This is a genomic window from Flavobacterium sp. TR2, assembly GCF_025252405.1.
In the GTDB taxonomy this organism is placed as follows: Bacteria; Bacteroidota; Bacteroidia; order Flavobacteriales; family Flavobacteriaceae; genus Flavobacterium.
Genome location: NZ_CP104307.1, coordinates 4,566,842 through 4,585,144, shown reverse-complemented (window position 1 = coordinate 4,585,144; position 18,303 = coordinate 4,566,842). Strand labels below are relative to the sequence as shown.

Annotated in this window: 17 protein-coding genes and 1 pseudogene; 10 read left to right on the top strand and 8 right to left on the bottom strand. The window is 35.9% G+C overall.

Annotated features, from left to right (window positions below; translation table 11 throughout):
- Positions 1 to 225: 225 nt before the first annotated feature.
- Both N4T20_RS19535 and N4T20_RS19530 read right to left on the bottom strand, forming a co-directional pair.
- The gene (locus N4T20_RS19535; protein ID WP_260670735.1) at positions 226 to 1,698 is read right to left on the bottom strand and encodes a RagB/SusD family nutrient uptake outer membrane protein; all 1,473 of its coding nucleotides are present in this window, start codon (positions 1,696 to 1,698) and stop codon (positions 226 to 228) included.
- 16 nt (positions 1,699 to 1,714) lie between these two features.
- A complete protein-coding gene (locus N4T20_RS19530; protein WP_260670734.1) occupies positions 1,715 to 4,846 on the bottom strand; it encodes a SusC/RagA family TonB-linked outer membrane protein in 3,132 nt (1,043 codons plus the stop codon).
- Between the two features lie 930 nt (positions 4,847 to 5,776).
- Between N4T20_RS19530 and glp the strand changes: the two genes are divergently transcribed.
- The 9 genes from glp to moaA all read left to right on the top strand — a co-directional run bounded on the left by glp (position 5,777) and on the right by moaA (position 13,329).
- Positions 5,777 to 6,949 (top strand): gephyrin-like molybdotransferase Glp, encoded by a 1,173-nt coding sequence (glp, locus tag N4T20_RS19525; protein WP_260670733.1) that lies wholly within the window; start codon positions 5,777 to 5,779, stop codon positions 6,947 to 6,949.
- A 204-nt stretch (positions 6,950 to 7,153) separates the two neighbouring features.
- A complete protein-coding gene (locus tag N4T20_RS19520) occupies positions 7,154 to 7,900 on the top strand; it encodes a sulfite exporter TauE/SafE family protein (RefSeq protein WP_260670732.1) in 747 nt (248 codons plus the stop codon).
- A 279-nt stretch (positions 7,901 to 8,179) separates the two neighbouring features.
- A complete protein-coding gene (locus N4T20_RS19515; RefSeq protein WP_260670731.1) occupies positions 8,180 to 8,752 on the top strand; it encodes a molybdenum cofactor guanylyltransferase in 573 nt (190 codons plus the stop codon).
- 5 nt (positions 8,753 to 8,757) lie between these two features.
- Positions 8,758 to 9,546, top strand: a complete 789-nt coding sequence (gene cobA / locus N4T20_RS19510; protein WP_260670730.1) for a uroporphyrinogen-III C-methyltransferase — start codon at positions 8,758 to 8,760, stop codon at positions 9,544 to 9,546.
- A gap of 2 nt (positions 9,547 to 9,548) precedes the next feature.
- Positions 9,549 to 9,788, top strand: a complete 240-nt coding sequence (locus tag N4T20_RS19505; RefSeq protein WP_260670729.1) for a MoaD/ThiS family protein — start codon at positions 9,549 to 9,551, stop codon at positions 9,786 to 9,788.
- Between the two features lie 12 nt (positions 9,789 to 9,800).
- Complete coding sequence (gene moeB / locus N4T20_RS19500) at positions 9,801 to 10,910, top strand: HesA/MoeB/ThiF family protein (protein WP_260670728.1); 1,110 nt, start codon at positions 9,801 to 9,803, stop codon at positions 10,908 to 10,910.
- A 69-nt stretch (positions 10,911 to 10,979) separates the two neighbouring features.
- Positions 10,980 to 11,411, top strand: a complete 432-nt coding sequence (locus N4T20_RS19495; RefSeq protein WP_260670727.1) for a molybdenum cofactor biosynthesis protein MoaE — start codon at positions 10,980 to 10,982, stop codon at positions 11,409 to 11,411.
- A gap of 9 nt (positions 11,412 to 11,420) precedes the next feature.
- Positions 11,421 to 12,335, top strand: coding sequence for a bifunctional molybdenum cofactor biosynthesis protein MoaC/MoaB (gene moaCB / locus N4T20_RS19490; RefSeq protein WP_260670726.1), 915 nt, complete (start codon positions 11,421 to 11,423; stop codon positions 12,333 to 12,335).
- Positions 12,322 to 13,329, top strand: a complete 1,008-nt coding sequence (gene moaA / locus N4T20_RS19485) for a GTP 3',8-cyclase MoaA (protein WP_260670725.1) — start codon at positions 12,322 to 12,324, stop codon at positions 13,327 to 13,329. The genes moaCB and moaA overlap by 14 nt, the downstream gene beginning before the upstream one ends.
- 191 nt (positions 13,330 to 13,520) lie before the next feature.
- On the opposite strand, the gene N4T20_RS19480 is transcribed toward moaA, so the two are convergent.
- Positions 13,521 to 13,787 (bottom strand): hypothetical protein, encoded by a 267-nt coding sequence (locus tag N4T20_RS19480; protein WP_260670724.1) that lies wholly within the window; start codon positions 13,785 to 13,787, stop codon positions 13,521 to 13,523.
- A gap of 7 nt (positions 13,788 to 13,794) precedes the next feature.
- On the opposite strand from N4T20_RS19480, the gene N4T20_RS19475 reads away from it, so the two are divergent.
- Positions 13,795 to 14,178: a hypothetical protein gene (locus tag N4T20_RS19475; protein WP_260670723.1), complete on the top strand. Its 384-nt coding sequence runs from the start codon at positions 13,795 to 13,797 to the stop codon at positions 14,176 to 14,178.
- Positions 14,179 to 14,286: 108 nt separating this feature from the next.
- Here N4T20_RS19475 and N4T20_RS19470 read toward each other — a convergent pair.
- The 5 genes and pseudogenes from N4T20_RS19470 to N4T20_RS19450 form a co-directional block, all read right to left on the bottom strand.
- Positions 14,287 to 14,403, bottom strand: a pseudogene (locus N4T20_RS19470) (hypothetical protein); the annotation flags it as partial.
- Positions 14,404 to 14,698: 295 nt separating this feature from the next.
- The gene (locus N4T20_RS19465) at positions 14,699 to 15,319 is read right to left on the bottom strand and encodes a class I SAM-dependent methyltransferase (protein ID WP_260670722.1); all 621 of its coding nucleotides are present in this window, start codon (positions 15,317 to 15,319) and stop codon (positions 14,699 to 14,701) included.
- A gap of 36 nt (positions 15,320 to 15,355) precedes the next feature.
- Positions 15,356 to 16,060, bottom strand: a complete 705-nt coding sequence (locus tag N4T20_RS19460) for a hypothetical protein (protein WP_260670721.1) — start codon at positions 16,058 to 16,060, stop codon at positions 15,356 to 15,358.
- A 107-nt stretch (positions 16,061 to 16,167) separates the two neighbouring features.
- The gene (locus tag N4T20_RS19455) at positions 16,168 to 16,533 is read right to left on the bottom strand and encodes a hypothetical protein (RefSeq protein WP_111379137.1); all 366 of its coding nucleotides are present in this window, start codon (positions 16,531 to 16,533) and stop codon (positions 16,168 to 16,170) included.
- A gap of 137 nt (positions 16,534 to 16,670) precedes the next feature.
- Positions 16,671 to 17,930, bottom strand: coding sequence for an alginate export family protein (locus N4T20_RS19450; protein ID WP_260670720.1), 1,260 nt, complete (start codon positions 17,928 to 17,930; stop codon positions 16,671 to 16,673).
- Positions 17,931 to 18,303 lie beyond the last annotated feature (373 nt).

Genomic DNA, 18,303 nt, shown 5'->3' with positions numbered 1-18,303 from the left:
CCGTTGCAATCTTTTGTGGCGAACCCCGCCACAAAAGGATTTTCACTTCTATCGGGGCTAGGGTATTCATTGTCAGAAGATTGATTTCGTCTCTATTTGTCATTTCGACGAAGGAGAAATCTCTGTGAGTAGCTCCGTAAAGCTTAGCAAATCTTTGTCGAGTTTCTTGCGGAGATTTCTCCTTCGTCGAAATGACAAGATTATGTGTTTATATTTCATTGAATACTAATATCCAGGATTCTGAGGCAAGCCGTCAGGGTTAATATTTCTTTCGCTTTGCGGTATCGGGTACAGATTATTGCGCTCTGAAACCGAGTTTTTAGCCGTTACTTTTTTAACTTCGGTAACCAATGTTCCCCATCTTACCAAATCGTACCAGCGCTGTCCTTCCTGAACAAATTCTTTTTTGCGTTCTTCCTGAATTGCAGCTCTAAAACTGGTTTGGTTTAATCCAACCAAATCAACAGAGGCATCTGGTGTTGTAATGGCTTTTCCAAAAGCTCTTCTTCTTACTTGGTTAATCAATTCATACGATTCTGCAGTTGGTCCGCTTTGTTCATTTATCGCTTCCGCTAAAGACAAAAGGATGTCTGCATAGCGAATAACCGGAAAGTTGATGGCAACATTGGAAGGCGTTGCGAGATTGCTTAAATCCAAATATTTTTTGAAGATTGGCTTCGGAAAAGTATAAAGCGTTCCTGTTGCAGGATTTAGCAGTTGTTTGGCATAGCTTACATCTCTTCTCTTGTCTCCAGGGGCATAGATATCGTAAAACAAAGCAACGTCTGAGACAATATCTGCCGGTTCTGTTGCTGTAAATCCAGTAAAAGAAGTAGCTTGAAAAGTGCTTCCGCTAGAACCATTTCCAGCTTGATTTGGCTCAAATTGAACAGAGAAAATATGCTCTTTCCCGTTCTTTTTGGTTTTAGTGAATATATCCTGAAAATCTTCAAATAAGGCATATCCATAACCGCCGTTTATAACTTCTCTTGATTTTGCAATTGCATTTGGCCAGTCTTTTCTAGTCAGATATACTTTTGCCAAAATAGCTTTTGCAGCTCCCGAAGTAGCGCGTCCAGCATCTGCCGCTGTGTATGTTTTGGGTAAAGCTTCAGCATCAGTCAAGTCTTTAATGATTTGATTGTAAACTTCGTCAGCTGTGGAACGATTTGTTTTTAAATCTCCTAAATTGATAGAAGTCGCTTCATGCAGCACAATCGGAACTCCGCCCCAAAGACGAACTGCCTGAAAATATAGCAATGCTCTAATGAATTTTGCTTCATTGATCAATCTCGTCTTGATGACTTCTGAGCCAGATACTTTCGGAATATTGTCAATCGAAACGTTGGCTCGATTAATTCCATTGTAAATTTGTCTCCATGCTACCTGAACGCGGTCGTTAGTAGCATCGTGCGTCAAACTGCTCATTGCCCTAACTTGCGGGTTTGTAGCAGAAACTCCTGCAGCTGCGTAATCAGATCCCATGTCGGTTAAGAAATAGAGATTTCGGCCAAATAAACTCTGTTCGCCCGGATCAAGGCTTAAAGAGGCGTAAACAGCGGTTACACTTGCAGTAGCATCATCTTGAGTGACAAAATAATTGTCTTCTGTGACAAAAGAGGTAGGCGTTACCTCAAGATCGGTGCACGATGCCAATAGACCGGCACTTAAAAGGAATGTTATGATTATCTTTTTCATTTTGATATTTTTTTACTTAAAAAGTTACGTTCAAGCCCGAGATGAATGTTTTGGAGTTTGGATAAGAGCCAAAGTCAATTCCCGGATATAAGTTGTTTTGTTCGTATGAACTTACCTCTGGATCATAGCCAGTGTATTTGGTCCATGTAATTAGGTTTTCTGCTGAGATGTAGATTTTTACGCTTTTTGTTCCCAATTTTTTAGAAACGCTTTTTGGTAAAGTGTATCCTAAGGTGATTAATTTTAATCGTAAGAAAGAAGCATCTTCTACATAGCGTTCAGAAACGATTCCTAACGGAGAACTTGAAGCTCTCGGAATTTCATTACTTGGATTTGTTGGTGTCCAGCGGTCATTCAGAGTGGCTGCGGCATTAGTTCCAAGTGTAGAAATTTCTAACTGCTGATTTAAAGCATTGAATATTTTTCCGCCATAAGCTCCTTGAAAAGAGAAATTCAGATCAAAATCGTTGTACGAAACCGTGTTGCTAAAACTTCCGACAAATTTGGGTTGGGAAGTGCCTAAATTTCCTTTGTCGAGAGCGGTAATTACGCCATCTCCATTGGTATCTACATATTTTCTGTCTCCCACTTTCGTATTTGCCAAACTGTTGATTTTTGGCTGCGTGTTAACTTCTTCCTGAGTCTGGAAAATTCCGTTGGTTTTATATCCCCAGAAAGTTCCCAAAGGCAGTCCTACTTTTACAGTAACGGGCTGCTGCTGCAACAAAGAACCGTTTGGCACGACAGGGAAAAACTGATCTACGCCATTTCCAATTTCTGTAACTTTATTTCGGTTTAAAGAAAACACGATGTTGGAGTTCCAAGCGAAGTTTTCTGTTTTAATGTTTTCAGTTGTTAAACCAACCTCAAAACCTTTATTTTCAACGCCACCAATGTTTTGAAGCACTGTTGCATAACCTGAACTCAATGGCACAGGAACGTTGATCAATAAATCTTTTGTCTTTTTATAATACACATCAAAAACAAAATTGATTCTTCGGTCTAGTAAAGACAAATCCAATCCAACATTATACTGATTTGTTTTTTCCCATCTCAAATCAGGGTTTGCCAGTCGGGTAGGGGCCAGACCTGTGTACAATGTTCCTCCAAAAGAATAATTTACAGATCCCATTGAAGCCAGAGGAAGATAGTTTCCAATTTCTTGGTTTCCTGTTGTTCCTGCTGTAATTCTAAGTTTTGCTTCGGTTACGCCTTTAATGTTGTTGGCAAATTCTTCGTCTGTAATATTCCAAGAAAATCCAGCAGAAGGAAAGTAGCCCCAAAGTGATTCAGAACCAAATCTAGAAGAACCGTCTGCTCTTCCTGATAGGGTAAAATTGTATTTTCCTTTATACGAATAGTTTATTCTAGCCAGCCAAGATTTCAAAACACTTTCGTAAGCTTCACTATAAGGTTTTACCGCTACACCATCTTGAAGCGCATTGTAAGTATTGGCATCATTAACAAAAGTTTGAGCGCCAGCATTTACAACTTCGCCTTTTGTGTACTGTAGCGTGTAACCTCCCAAAGCTGAGAATTTATGGTTTTCGCCAAAATGTGTGTTGTAATTCAGTGTGTTTTCATTCAAAACAGAACTTACCTGTCTTTCTCCAATAGAAGCCAATCCTTTTGTTCCTGCGCCAGTAGTGGTGTTTGAAGGAGCATAATAATTTTGTTTCGTATTTAAAACATCCCCGCTTACAGCAACTTTGGCAGTCAGTTCTTTATTGAATTTGTACTCGCCAAATAAACTGGTTAGAGTTCGGTTTAGCTTCGTTTCGTTGATTGTATTTTCCAAATCGTTAATCGGATTTGGGACATAGCCATTTACAGAAGTCGCATAAGGATTATTGGTTACATTATAGGTTCCGTCTGCATTTTTGATAGGAACAACAGGAGCGGTCAAAACGACACTAACAAGCGGATTTGGATTTCTTCCGGCAGAAGCGCCTCCATTTGTGCCTACGCCATTTGCAATAGAATTGGTATAATTGGCATTTACGCCGAATTTGAATTTTTGAGAATAATTTCGTTCATAGTTTGCTCGAAGCGAAATACGTTTAAAATCAGAGCCTAAAACAATACCGTCTTGATCAAAATATCCAGCAGAAACAGCATATCTTGATTTCTCGTCTCCGCCAGAAAAAGATAGATTATGGTTTTGTACCGGAGCAGCAGTTACGAATGCTGCAGACTGCCAATCGTAGTTCCCAGAAGTTTTTAACGCTTCAATTTGTTGAGGAGAAAAAGAAGGAGCTTGGCCAATGCTTGCCTGAACGTCGTTTCTTAAACTTGCCCATTCGCTGGCATTCATCAGCTTAAGTTTTTTTGAAATATTTTGGAATCCGAAATAGCCTTGATATGAAATGTTATCTTGACCTTTTGTTCCTTTTTTAGTTGTAATAATGACCACCCCATTCGCACCGCGAGAACCATAAATTGCAGTTGCCGAAGCGTCTTTTAGAACCTCGATAGACTCAATATCGGCTGGATTTATAGTAGAAAGAACGTTTACAGTTGCACCCGCATAGGTCACGCCCGCGCCACTGTTGCTGTTGTCATTGTAAATTAAAATTCCGTCAACAACATACAGAGGCTCATTACCAGCAGTAATAGAGTTTCCTCCACGTATGCGGACACTCGAAGATGCACCCGGGCGACCTGAACTTTGCGTAACTACAACTCCTGCAACGGCACCTCTTAAAAGATTATCGGCAGAAGAAGTCACTTGAGATAAATTGGCTTTTGGAACTGAAGCTACAGAACCCGTAATGTCTTTTCTCTTTTGGGTTCCGTATCCCACAACTACCAATTCATCTAGTTCCTGACGCTCTTCTTTAAGATTAATGATAACTGGATTTTTCTCTACAATTACTTCCAGTTTTTTATATCCAATGTAGCTTACAATCAACGTATAAGGGAATTTTTGTCCTGTCTGAAAATAAAATTTTCCTTCAGCATCTGTAACTACACCGTGAGTTGTTCCTTTAATGGTAACTGAAGCTCCTATAACAGGTTGATTTGTAATAGCATCTACAACAGTTCCATCCAATTTTGACTGAATAAGCGGGGTAGTATTTTGGGCTTGTATTCCTGCCGTTATGAAGAGTAGAAACAGCAGTATGTATATGTTTAACTTTTTTTTCATTTCTTTGTATTGGTTTTAAGTAATTAACAAGACGCCCTGAGCACTGTTTATACAGCACTCTAAAAGTGTTCTTGATTTAGTGATAAATATTCTTTAAGCCTCGCCATTTCTGTTGCCGCAGAAATGGCTTTTTTTATTTACAGCAACACGTTTGCATTATTTTCATTTTTGATTTTTTTAGTTGTTAGTCATTTAATTTGTTGGATAATAGGTATCATTTCAAGAATCCGTCCAATGCACTTACGGGCATAGGAGAGATTTTTGGTTTAAATTCAGTAAAATATTTTTGGTGGTGTTTTCTTAGAAATTTACTTTGATGCAAAACCTCAAAGCAAAAAGAATAAAAGCAGAGTATTAACAACAGATACACATATAACAAAAAGTGTTATAAGTGTACTTTTTAGGAAGAATGAAATGTAATATGCTTTCTGTTGTTTTCACAATAATAGTTTTTATGGTTTGAAATATTATTTTAAACTCTACTAATCCTATAGACAAAGTTAAATTTTATATAATAAAAACCAAAAGTTTGTGAAGTTTTTTTTGAAAAATATGCTGCTGTGAGGACCGAAATAAATGGAGGATTTATGTTCATGCCTTATTTTCAGGCGTATCATAAGAAATTTAGGTTCTGTAAAAATGTTAAAAAGAATTTTATTTCCGAACCTAAATTGTAGTATTTTTACGTTTGTTTTGAAGCTTTAAAATAACTCTATAAAGATTTTTTAATGGTTTAAACGAGCCAAAAAAGCCTTAAATGAATGTTTTGCCTATTTATTTGTAAAATCTACGCTAAAATTTTAAAGTTGATTTTGAATAAATTAGAGTAATTTTATAGTACCAAAAGAAATAATAAATTTTTTAACCAACCTAACGATAAATACTTATATTTTTATCAAGTATTATTATTTAGTTTTATAATTAACAGAAATGATAGAAGTAAAAGAAGCTTTAGAAATTGTCGCTGCAAATAGTTCAACTTTGTCAACTCAAAAAATTTCTGTGCGTAAGGCACTGGGATATATTTTGGCAGAAACAATTTATTCGCCAATTTCGATGCCTCCGTTTCGCCAGTCAGCAATGGATGGTTATGCTTTTATCCATTCGCGAAGACATCAATTTGATGTAGTCGGAATTTCTCAGGCAGGAGATCATGCCAATATAAAATTAAAAGAAAATCAAGCTGTACGCATATTTACAGGCGCATACGTTCCAAACAGTGCAGATACGGTAGTAATGCAGGAAGACGTGATGGTAAACGGAGATTCGATTTTGATTGCAAAAATGCCAGAACCTTTTTCCAATGTAAGAGGTAAAGGGGAACAAATTAATGAGGAAGATGTTGTTTTTGACGCTAATACCTTAATTACTCCTGCCGCAATTGGCTTTTTAGCGTGTTTAGGAATAACAGAAATTACAGTTTATAAAAAGCCGAAAGTGGCAATTTTAGTCACAGGGAATGAATTGGTAAAGCTAGGAAAAAAACTTTCAAAAGGAAAAATATACGAAAGCAACTCCGTTATGCTGCAAGCTGCTTTGCAAACTATCGGAATTGATAAAATTAAAATTCATACAGTTAAAGACAATTTAAAAGCGACTAAGCAAGCATTGAAATCAATTCTTAAAAAGAATGATATTGTTTTGGTTTCTGGCGGCATTTCAGTTGGAGATTATGATTTTGTGAAAGAGGCATTGTTGAAAAATGGCGTAGAAGAGCTTTTTTACAAGATCAATCAGAAACCCGGAAAACCGATGTTTTTTGGCGCCAAAAAAGATACGCTGGTTTTTGCATTGCCAGGAAACCCAGCTTCGTCACTGACTAATTTTTATATTTACGTATATCCTGCAGTCAAAAACAAAATGGGGTTTTCTAATACGCATTTGCCAAAAATTGTTCGAAAATTAGATAATGCAATAGCAAATGATACGGGAAAAACTCTTTTCTTGAAAGCATTATACAATGAAACTAGCGTTGAAATCTTACAAGGACAGGGATCTTCAATGCTGAATTCTTTTGCTGTAGCAAATGGTTTGGTCATTGTCCCGCATGATACTGAAAGCATTAAAAAAGGTGCGTCAGTAACAATTTTACCAATTGATTAATGACTCTTAGAAATAAATTTAGATAAAAAATAAAGAGCGCTATATAAATAAAAACACACAGCGATAAACCTGAAACTTGATCCCGAAGCTTCGGGAGAAACTTGAAACCTGAAACCTGAAACTTGAAACTGAAACCTGAAACTTGAAACTGAAACTTGAAACCTGAAACTTGAAACAAATAAAACAAATAAAACAAAAAGCAAAATGAGCCTCCTAAATTCAGAAAATATACTATTGTTTAGTTTTGCCTTAATAGTCATTGCATTTTTATATTCAAGCGTTGGGCACGGAGGAGCTTCTGGATATTTGGCTTTGATGAGCATTTTTGCTTTTCCGGTTTCGATCATGAAACCATCGGCTTTGCTGCTGAATTTGTTTGTTTCGAGCATTTCGTTTCTGTTTTATTACAAGAATAATTATTTCAAACCCAAGCTGTTTTATCCGTTTGCCATTGCATCAATTCCGGCAGCGTTTATTGGTGGGTTTATAACTTTAGAGAATGCAGTTTATAAAATTGTTTTAGGAATTGTATTGGTTTTTGCAGCGCTGAGGTTGTTTGGAGTATTTAATTTTAAAGAAAAAGAAGAAGTAAAAATCAACCTTCCGTTTGCCCTAGCAATTGGATTTGTCATCGGATTATTATCAGGAATGTTAGGAATTGGAGGCGGAATTATTTTAAGTCCGATTCTGTTATTTTTAGGATGGGCCTCAGTCAAAGAATCGGCAGCGATTTCGAGTTTATTCATTTTTGTGAATTCATTTGCCGGAATGCTGGGATTCTTTTTAGGAGGAAAAACAATTCCGATGGAAAGTTTTTATTTAGTTCCAATTGCGGTTGTAGGAGGAATGTTAGGAGGGTTTTACGGCAGCGGTTCCTTCTCAAACAGAACATTAAAAATGGTTTTAGGAACAGTGATTTTAATGGCAAGCATTAAATTGATTTTTCCTTGAAAAATTGATTTGCTTATTGGGGTGCTCCAGAGGTTGAAACCTTGGGCTATATTTGAAGATCAAATGTTAAAGGAAGCCATATAAACATAGCCAGCGGTTTCAACCGCTGGAGACATAGATTGGCAAAACCTGAAACTTAAATAAAGATTGTCACCCTGAGCGAAGTCGAAGGGCGCTCCAATTGGAATGTGGGCTTCTCCCGAAGTTTCGGGACGCTCAGCCTGGCAAACCATGAAACCTGAAACAAAGAAAACTTGAAACCTGAAACAAAAAACGACCATGGAAACACTAACAGTATTTATTCTTTGCGGAGGAAAAAGCACCAGAATGCAATCAGAGAAAGGATTGGTTTTGTTTCAGGATAAACCATTTATAGAACACATCATTCAGGCGATTTTGCCAATAACAGATCAGATAAAACTGATTACGGCATCAAAAGAATATGATTATTTAGCATACGAAAAAATACCAGATTTAATTTTAGATAAAGGTCCGCTCGGTGGAATTTATACCGCATTATCGCATTCAGAAACCGAATTCAATCTGATTTTAAGCTGTGATATTCCGTTAATTTCAACCGAATTATTGCAGGAATTAATTTCAAAGCATACCCAAGAAGCTGGAATTACAGTTTTTGCCTCCGAAAGCAAAACGCATCCATTAATTGGGATCTATTCAAAAAATATCGTTTCGACTATAAAAGAAGCCATCGATGCTAATGAATTAAAAATAATGGATTTGCTGGCAAAACTGCCTCATCAGATTATCAATATAGAAGAAAGTGAAAATTTTCCTTTGACCAATATTAATTCTGCCGACGAATTAAACGATTTGAATATCAATTTAAGTTAAGGATTATGCGAAATTTAAAAACACCAAAATTGACCATTGTAGGCGCAGGTCCAGGCGACGCTGAATTGATTACAATGAAAGCAATAAAAGCATTAAAAAGCGCTGATGTGGTTTTATATGATGCCTTGGTCAACGAAGAACTATTAGAATATGCATCAAATGCAGAAATTGTTTTTGTTGGAAAGCGTTTAGGCTGTCATGCTTATACGCAAGATCAGATTAATGATTTAATTGTTTCTATGGCAAAAGCTCACGGACACGTGGTTCGTTTAAAAGGCGGCGATCCGTTTGTGTTTGGGAGAGGAAGCGAGGAAATCGAATTTGCAGAAGATTTCGGAATCGAAACCGCAATTGTCCCTGGAATTTCATCTGCTTTAGGAGTTCCTGCTTCAGTTGGAATCAGTTTGACCCAGCGCAAAGTAGCCGAAAGTTTTTGGGTAATTACAGGAACTACTTCAGACCATAAATTATCAAACGATATTCTGTTGGCATCAAAATCGGCGGCAACAGTTGTTATTTTAATGGGGATGCATAAATTGGACGAAATCATTTCGATCTATCAGCAAAACAGAAATGACGATCTGCCCATTGCCATTATCCAGAACGGAACGAAAAATTCAGAACAAAAAGTGATAGGAACTATCAATACAATCACTAAATTGGTAGCTGAAAAACAAATAGCATCGCCGGCAATAATTGTCATTGGCGAAGTAGTGAGAAATACATCAAGCTGGATCTCGTATTTTCAAGAACACTTTGATGACGAATTTATTTTTCAGAATTTAAATTTATAAAAATGATTGAGGTAAAATATTTTGGAGCTGTTGCTGAAAAAACAAAATGTGAATTCGAAAAATTGTCTTTTTCAGAAGAATTATCATTGCAAAAACTATTGCAGGATTTAAACAAAAAATATGAGTTTGAATCGCTGACTTTCAGTGTTGCGGTCAATCAAAAAATAGTTCCCAAAACTGCAGATTACACATTGCAGACACATGATATCGTAGCTTTATTGCCGCCGTTTGCAGGAGGCTAAAAAAATTAAAAGATGAGTGGAACTGCACGATATAATAGACAGATTTTGCTTCCTGAAATAGGAGAGGCGGGTCAGCAAAAATTATTGGAATCAAAAGTTTTGGTTATTGGCTCTGGAGGTTTGGGCGCTGCAATTCTGCCTTATCTCGCTGCAGCTGGAGTTGGCGAAATTGGAATTGTAGATGATGATCTTATCGAAATTTCGAATTTGCAGAGACAAGTTATCTACAAAACTGACGCTATAGGAAAATCTAAAGCAAAGCAAGCCAAGGCAATGATTTCTGACTTGAATCCCTTGGTTAAAGTAAAATCAATTTCTGAAAAATTATCTGGAAAAAATGCTATTTCTCTATTTGAAAAATATGACATTATAGTAGACGCAACAGATAACATTGCAATAAAATATTTAATAAATGATGCCTGCCTGGCGACAGAGAAGCCAATGGTTTACGGATCTATTTTCAGGTTTCAAGGACAAGTATCGGTTTTCAATTATCAAAACGGTCCAACATACAGATGTTTGTATCCAGATGAAAATTCGAATGCTGCAAATTGTGAAGATGCTGGCGTTCTTGGCGTTTCGGTTGGAATTATCGGGATGTTTCAAGCTAATGAAATCCTAAAAATGATTCTGGGAATTGGCAAGGTCCTGAGCGGAAAAATATTGGTTTATAATACTTTGAATAATGAACAGCAAAAGTATGATTTTGAAAAAAGCAATTTTGAAGCCATAACTAGAGAAGCATTCGAAGAAAAATACAATAAATGCGAAGTTGAAGAAATAAATTTTGAAGCTGCATTGAATGAAATAGATACTGAAGGAGCTCTTTTTCTAGATGTCCGAAATACTGACGAATCGCCAAAAATCAGTATAAAAAATCAAATTCAGATTCCGTTGATGCATTTGGAAAAAGAAATTGAAAAACTGGATAAAAACCAAAAAATCTATGTTTTTTGCCAATCTGGAATTAGAAGTAAAATTGCAGCCGAATTGCTTCAAAAGCATCGATTTAAAAATATAAAAAGCATTGCTGGCGGAGCTTTGGCAATGAAAAATGTACTAAGTAAAAAGAATAGCTACGACTCGAGTGAAAACGAACTGTCGAGGCAATTGACGAATTAAACAAATATTTTGCGTATAGATTTTAAAAATAAAATTCGTGAATTCGTGGCTGTTAAAAAAAAATAAAAAATGAGTAAAAATGTATTTGTAGAAGGACCAATTTCTCCTGAATTTATTGCAGAATCGATTGCCAAGCACCAATCCAAACATACTATTGGGGCGCATAACATCTTTTTAGGGCAAGTTCGCGCAGATGTTATTCACGAGAATACAGTCGTTGCAATTGATTATTCGGCATATAAAGATATGGCAAATGAAGCACTGTACGCCATTCGCGAAAAAGCGTTCGCTAAATTTGACTTAACCTGTATGCATATTTATCACAGCTTAGGCGTTGTAAAAGCGGGCGAAATCTGTCTGTTTGTTTTTGTTTCGGCAACACGTCGCAAGCAAGTTTACGAAGCGACAGAAGCTATTGTAAACTGGATTAAAACCGATGTGCCGATTTTTGGCAAAGAAATGTTTGAAAATGATACCTTCACTTGGAAACAAAATACCTAAGAAAATAAAATGGTAGATATTACGCATAAAATAAGCACTTTAAGAGTGGCAACTGCAACTGCAATCGTAAAAGTCAGCAAACAGGAAACGATTGATGCCGTTGTCAATAATTTGGTGCCTAAAGGAAATGTTTTAGAAATGGCCAAAACGGCTGGATTATTTGCGGTAAAAAACACGCATTTGTCTATTCCGGACTGCCATCCGCTTCCTATTGAATTTACTTCTGTTGAATATCATATCGAAGGTTTAGAAATTCAGATTATTTTTAAAGTAAAAACGGTCTACAAAACTGGAGTTGAGGTAGAAGCAATGCACGGCGCATCAATTGTAGCGCTTACCATGTACGATATGCTCAAGCCGATAGATAAGGAAATTGAGATTTCAACCATCAAATTAATCAATAAAGAAGGCGGAAAGTCATCTTTCAAAAATAAGTTTCCAAACACTATAAAAGCAGCGGTTTTTGTCTGTTCCGATTCGATTTTTGCAGGCGATAAAGAAGATCGCTCAGGAAAAGCAATTGTCGAAAAATTAGAATTGCACGGAGTGGAGACTTCTCATTACGAAATCATTCCGGATGAGCTGGATATTATTCAGGAGAAAACAAAAGCTCTTGCTAAAGAAAACCAGCTGGTGATTTTTACGGGAGGAACGGGTTTGTCGCCACGAGATGTTACGCCAGAAGCTTTAGAGCCAATTTTAGAAAGCAGAATTCCTGGTATCGAAGAAGCTATTCGCAGTTATGGACAGCAGAGAATGCCTTATGCAATGCTTTCGAGAAGTGTTGCGGGAACTTTGGGCAAAAGTCTGGTTTTGGCCTTGCCGGGTTCTACAAACGGGGCAAAAGAATCGATGGATGCCGTGTTTCCTCACGTTATGCACGTTTTTCATATTTTAAAAGGAAAAAACCATGACAGCCTCTAACACTATTTTGACGGATGGTTTTGGGCGCAAGCACAATTATCTGCGCATTTCACTGCTAGAAAAATGCAACCTGCGCTGTACGTACTGTATGCCTGCAGATGGAATTGCATTATCTCCAAAAGCCAGTTTGATGACGGCCGACGAGATTTTTGCCATTGCCCAGACTTTCGTAAAAAACGGTGTTGACAAAATAAGGTTAACAGGCGGAGAGCCTTTACTAAGAAAGGATTTTCCTGAAATTGTTTCTAAATTATCTGATTTAGAGATTTCACTTTCCTTAACGACAAACGGAATTTTAATTGACCGTCATATCGAGACTTTAAAGCGGTTTAAAGTTAGAAAAATCAATTTGAGTCTAGATACTCTGGTTTCGTCTAAATTTGCTTCTATAACGCTTCGAAATCAGTTTGAGAAAGTGATTGGCAATTTGCATCTGCTTCTCCAAAATGATTTTCAGGTAAAAGTAAATGTGGTTTTGATCAAAGGGTTTAATGACAACGAAATTGTCGATTTTGTAAAATTGACGCAATTTCTTCCAATTTCTGTCCGTTTCATCGAATTTATGCCCTTTGCAGGAAACGAGTGGGACAGGAGTAAAATGGTTTCGCAGAAAGAAATCTTAGCTGCAGCTGAAAGTGTTTTTTCTTCAGAAGAAATTCAAAAACTGGAAGATGAAAAAAACTTCACCGCCCGAAATTATAAAATCAAAGATTTTCAAGGCGATTTCGGAATCATTAGCTCCATAACAAATCCGTTTTGCGATAGCTGTAACCGAATCCGCTTGACGGCAAACGGAAAAATAAAAAACTGCCTATTCTCCAATTCAGAAACCGATTTGTTGACCGCTTTTAGAAATGGAGAATCTATTGCCAGCTTGATTGCCGCATCGATTCAGAACAAAAAGGAAGTTCGTGCCGGAATGTCTACAGTAAGCGAAATCAATGATCCGTCACTTCACTCAGATAATCGCAGCATGATTGCGATTGGGGGGTGATAGTTATGAATTATGAATTATGAATTATGAATTATGAATGATTCAACGTAATATCCCTTCGACTTCGCTCAGGGTGACACAACGTTTGTCAGGCTGAGCGTCCCGAAACTTCGGGAGAAGCCTAATCTGTAATGGACTCGCTGGAGCGAATAAAAAAAGGTTCAACTCTCAAAGTCAAACCTTTCTTGCAGTTATTTTTTCTTTTTAGCCTTAGCCTTTTTCTGTGCTTTCGCTTTCTTTTCAAGTTTCTTAGCTTTCGCTTTTTCTTTTGCTTTCTTAGCCTTTTCTTTTTTCTTTTCGGCAGCTTTTAATTTTGCTTTTTTAGCTTTTTCTAATTTTTTAATCACTGCCTTAATCGCTTTTTCCCTTTTCTTTTCTTTCTCTTTTTTGGCTTTAAGCTTAGCTTTCAGTTTTGATTTTATATCGTTTTTTTCTTTGCCAATTTTCTCGACAGTCACCACTGGCTTGTTTTCTTCAAAAGGAACTGGTATATCATCAGTTTTAATTTCTACAATTTCAGAAACAATAGGCGCTGTCTTAGCAGGTGTTGCTGCTGCTTTTTTTACAGTTGCGCTAGGCGTTGTTTTAGACGCGGCGCTCACTGGTGTTTTTGCAGTTGATTTAACGGTTGCCGCAGGTGCTTTGGCAGTTGTCGTTTTGGTCGCTGGAGCCTTTACTGTCGTAGGTTTTGCAGCAGTTTTGGTTGTTCTTCTAATTGTTGTTTTGGCTTCTGGCTGCGTCTGTGTTTCTGTAGTGCTTTCTACAGCTGTTTCTGCTGGAACATCAGTAGCTTTTTCAGCAGAAGATTGTGTTGTTCTTTTTATCATAACTGTATTTTTTATTGAATAAATAGATGTTAACCAAGCAGATTAAAGCTTTTGAAGTGTATTGCTTTGCTGTGAATTCTTAGTTAAGCTAAATATACGCAATTTTTGAATACATAAATAATAGAACGCATTAATTTTCAACGGTTTCCAAAAATCTAAAATTGCTTTTAGAAGCTTCACAAAGAGAACAGCAGTAGGTTTCTGAAAGATTCTCAAACAAAAGGCCTTTTGGAATTCCTTGTGTCTCGTCTCCGTATTCTGAATTTTAAAGCTTTGGAAATGAGTTTGTTTTGTCTGTATTTTTCTAAAAGCTCAGCAGTTGTTTTATACTGTCGTTACTATTTTTTCAAGTTTACAAATTATCTTCTAAAAGAATATTTTTTAAGAGATCTTTTGTAGAGTTGCACTGCAGTGTTTCTCCATTTTAACACATAGAAACATAGAATTTTGAATTCCTAAATAAAATGATTTTAGAAATCTAGATTTTCACATATAATCTATGTGTAAGTTTCTGTGTGTTAAAATGAATGGTGTGCAAATATTTATTTTTTCCTTCCCACAAATCGAATTACAGAACCCGTTCCGTTGTGGAATAAACCTTCGCTGAGTTCGATTTCTTTTTCTTCCAATTCGATGATTTCATAATTTGTAAAATCGGTTTTTATTTCTTCGATAGAGAATAAGGATTCAATATCTTTTGGTCCGCCGACTTTTTCGTTTTGGGTTACATACTCTAAATGCTTTTTGCTGAAAGCTTCAAAAATAATAATGCCGTTTTTGCGTACTAAAGCATTTAATCGTTGATGAATTTCAGATTTAATTTCAGCCGGAAAATGCGCATAAATCAATGCGACAGCATCAAATTGCTCTTCGTGAAAATCCAGTGTTTCTAGTTCGCCAACCTGATAATCAATCGAAACATTATTTGCTTCAGCAAGTTTTAAAGCTTTATTTCTTCCTTCTTCGCTAATATCGAAAGCCGAAACTTTCCATCCTAATTTTGCGGCAAAAACGGCATTTCGTCCTTCGCCTTCGGCAGGAAAAAGAATTGTACTTGGGTTTAATTTTTCCAGTTGTTCTTTTAAATAATTATTGGGTTCTTCGCCGTATGCAAATTCTTCGCTTTTATAACGGTCGTCCCAACGCTGAGTCCAGTTGTTCATGGTTTATATATTGAATTTAATTATTAAAGGATAATTCTAAGAAACCCATGTTTCTTCAATCTTATCGATAATCCACTTTTCATTCATTTTTTTTATATAAATTCTAAAACCTTGACCGCAAAGTCTCCCGCAAACAAAACCTCCATTTAAAACCCCCAATTTTTTATTTTGATCAAATTGTATTCTTGTAAAGAAAACAGTTCCTGAAAAATTAAAGTTATATTTAGTTTCCCAAATTTTGCCTCTTTCTTTAGGAAACTGATTTCTGTTTCTTAATTCAAATCTGTTATTAAGTTTGATCTTTGCAAAGTCAAAATTATATTCATTGTATACTTTCTCTTTTGGAACAAATGCTTTTGTATTTTTAAAATATTTTTTAAGATATTCTTTTAAATCTTCCCTGCTATATTTTATTATAGGATCAAATGCAATTATGATTTTTGATGTGTCTTTTTTTATTTTCTCTGTATTAATTTTCCACTCTAATAATTTTTGCTTTTGTTCTTTTGTTGCTTTTGTGCTATCTACACCTACGTAATGACCTGCTTTATTATATATTGGCTCACCATATTCAGGAGGAAAATTAATAAATAGCCTTGTATCCATACAGGTTGAATCTATTAGACTAGGAAAAATTTCTGTCATTACATTTTTTTCAAATTCTAAATCGGTCATTTTCTTTTCACAGCTTGAAAAGAGAATAATTAAGAGTATAATTGCAAAACTTTTATGTTTCTTCATACATCAAATGTATCAATTAAAAAATTAGAATAATTTACATTAAACAAAAAAAATACCCTTTCTCAAAATAGAAAAAGGGCAGTTTATATGTTTATTTTTTTTTAATCTTAACCAACAAATTTTGTCTCACCGCTATTAATGTCGATTTCAGCAAAATTATGTTTTCCGATAACGATAAGCAGTTTGTCTGAGTTATAACCAACATATCTAATCTCAGGTTCTCCTTTTTTTGGTTTTCCGCAGATTGAAATTACATTGGTCTGCCATTTCAGTTTTTTTCTTTTGTAGGCAGAAATGGTTTGCAAATCATTTTCTACATAATAGACAATGTTGTTTTTTTTGATTCCTCTTTTTTGCGTTTTTGCAAAATTGATTTCAGAGTTTTTCGAAATTAAGGCATCATCGTACTTTTGGGCAATACCTGTTTGCGTGACAATAAAAGTCAGCAAAGACAATTTTAGAAATGGTTTCATTAGGATAGAATTGGGGGTTCATAATCGATTCAAATATAAATAATTAAACATATAATCTACACTATTTTGCAATAAAAAAATACCCTTTTCCAGAAATAGGAAAAGGGTAAAATTTATAGGTTAATTTTGATGAAAAATTATTTTTTCCAGCTAAAAATTTTAGGATCAACAGAAATCATCAGCCAAGCCCAATTGTTGGTATGGCTTGCATCTCCGCTTTTAATAAATTCCATTGTTTTAGAACCAAACATTTGAGAATATCCGCCTGAAACCGTAATGTTTTTCTTGAAATTATAACCAAAAGTTGCGTCAATCTCAGTTCCTAAATACGAATCCAGTTTTTCATTTGCAGGCGTAACAACATCAGCAGCCGATAAAAACACATGAGGAATCAAAGCAAACTGCCATTTGTTTACATTGTAATTCAATTTGATAAAAGCATCTTGCAAACCGACACTATTTAAATGATTTCCAACATAAAAGTAATCCATGTAACCGTTAAGACCGTGATTGGTTCCAAATATCGGATTAAAAGATTTTATGACTGTGCTTCCGTCATTTGAAGCTTTTCCGGATAAAAATTCGTAACCTAAACCTGCTTTAAATGAGTCTGTTATGTTGTAATTGAAATTTGCGGCCACATTGTATGCGCTTACTTGAAGATCGGTGCTTTTTCCCGTTTGTCCGTACAGCCAGAAATTAGTGTCGATTTTGCCTTTTTTGTAAGTCAGATAGGGACCAAAGGTTTGCTTGTAATCTACCAATAACTTTGCATCTGCATTGGCATATTCATAGCCTGTATTAAGCAATAGGAAACTCAAACCCAAATCAGCGCTAAATTGATTGTGATACCAAGCATATTGCATGGCTTTATAATTGGCAACGGTATATGGAGTCTGCACGACGTTTTCTGCATTTGAATTATAGGCGCCTCCAAAGTCTAATTTTTGAGTTTCGGTATGAAAAGTTACGGTAAGAGCATCGTGGCTCTGACCTTGCTGAGCCCAGTCCATCTCTCCAAGAATACGCTGGTTGTCATAAGAAAGCACCTGGCGTCCGATTCTGGCGCTCCATTTTTCAGTAAAGTTGTATTGTGCCCAAGCTTCAAAAACCGCGACGCCATTTTTATCGGCAACCGTTGCTGGAGGAACATCACCCCAGGTTCTTGTATTTTGGAAAGTTAATTTTAAAATTAAATCATCTTGTTTAAAATTGATATTTAAACGTGAACGCTGCGAAATTTGAGAAGTCCCTTCTTGACCATAAGGCAATAGGGTTTTGTAGCCGTTTCTGTATTCAAAACGTGGCCTAATCTGCAGATTGACATCTAATTCCTGTGCCTGAATTTCAAAACTTAATCCTACGATAAGAATTAAAATTAGTTTAAGTTTTTTCATAAATTTTTTAAATTTTTTAACGGTGGTAAATTTATAAGAAAAAGCCGTGTTTTTTTACCGCTGTAATCATAATTTCGCTTTTTAACTCTATCTCTAATACGCGGGCTCTAGTTTTGTCTTGCTGATTTTATTTTGTTTTTCTTTAGATAATTGATTTATAGTATAATGCATCCAAACAAGGCAGATTTGTTGAGAAGAGAAGAATAAAAATCCATGAGCTTGACCAGATTCCGGTTGCGGTCAATAAATATCCGAAGATGATTGGACTAAAAAATCTTCCTAAACCTCCTGAACGAGGAAAAGCAGAATCGAGCAAAGTGGTAATAAAAGAGAAAAAACGTATTTGCCGCCAAATTTATCGGTCAAAATTCCT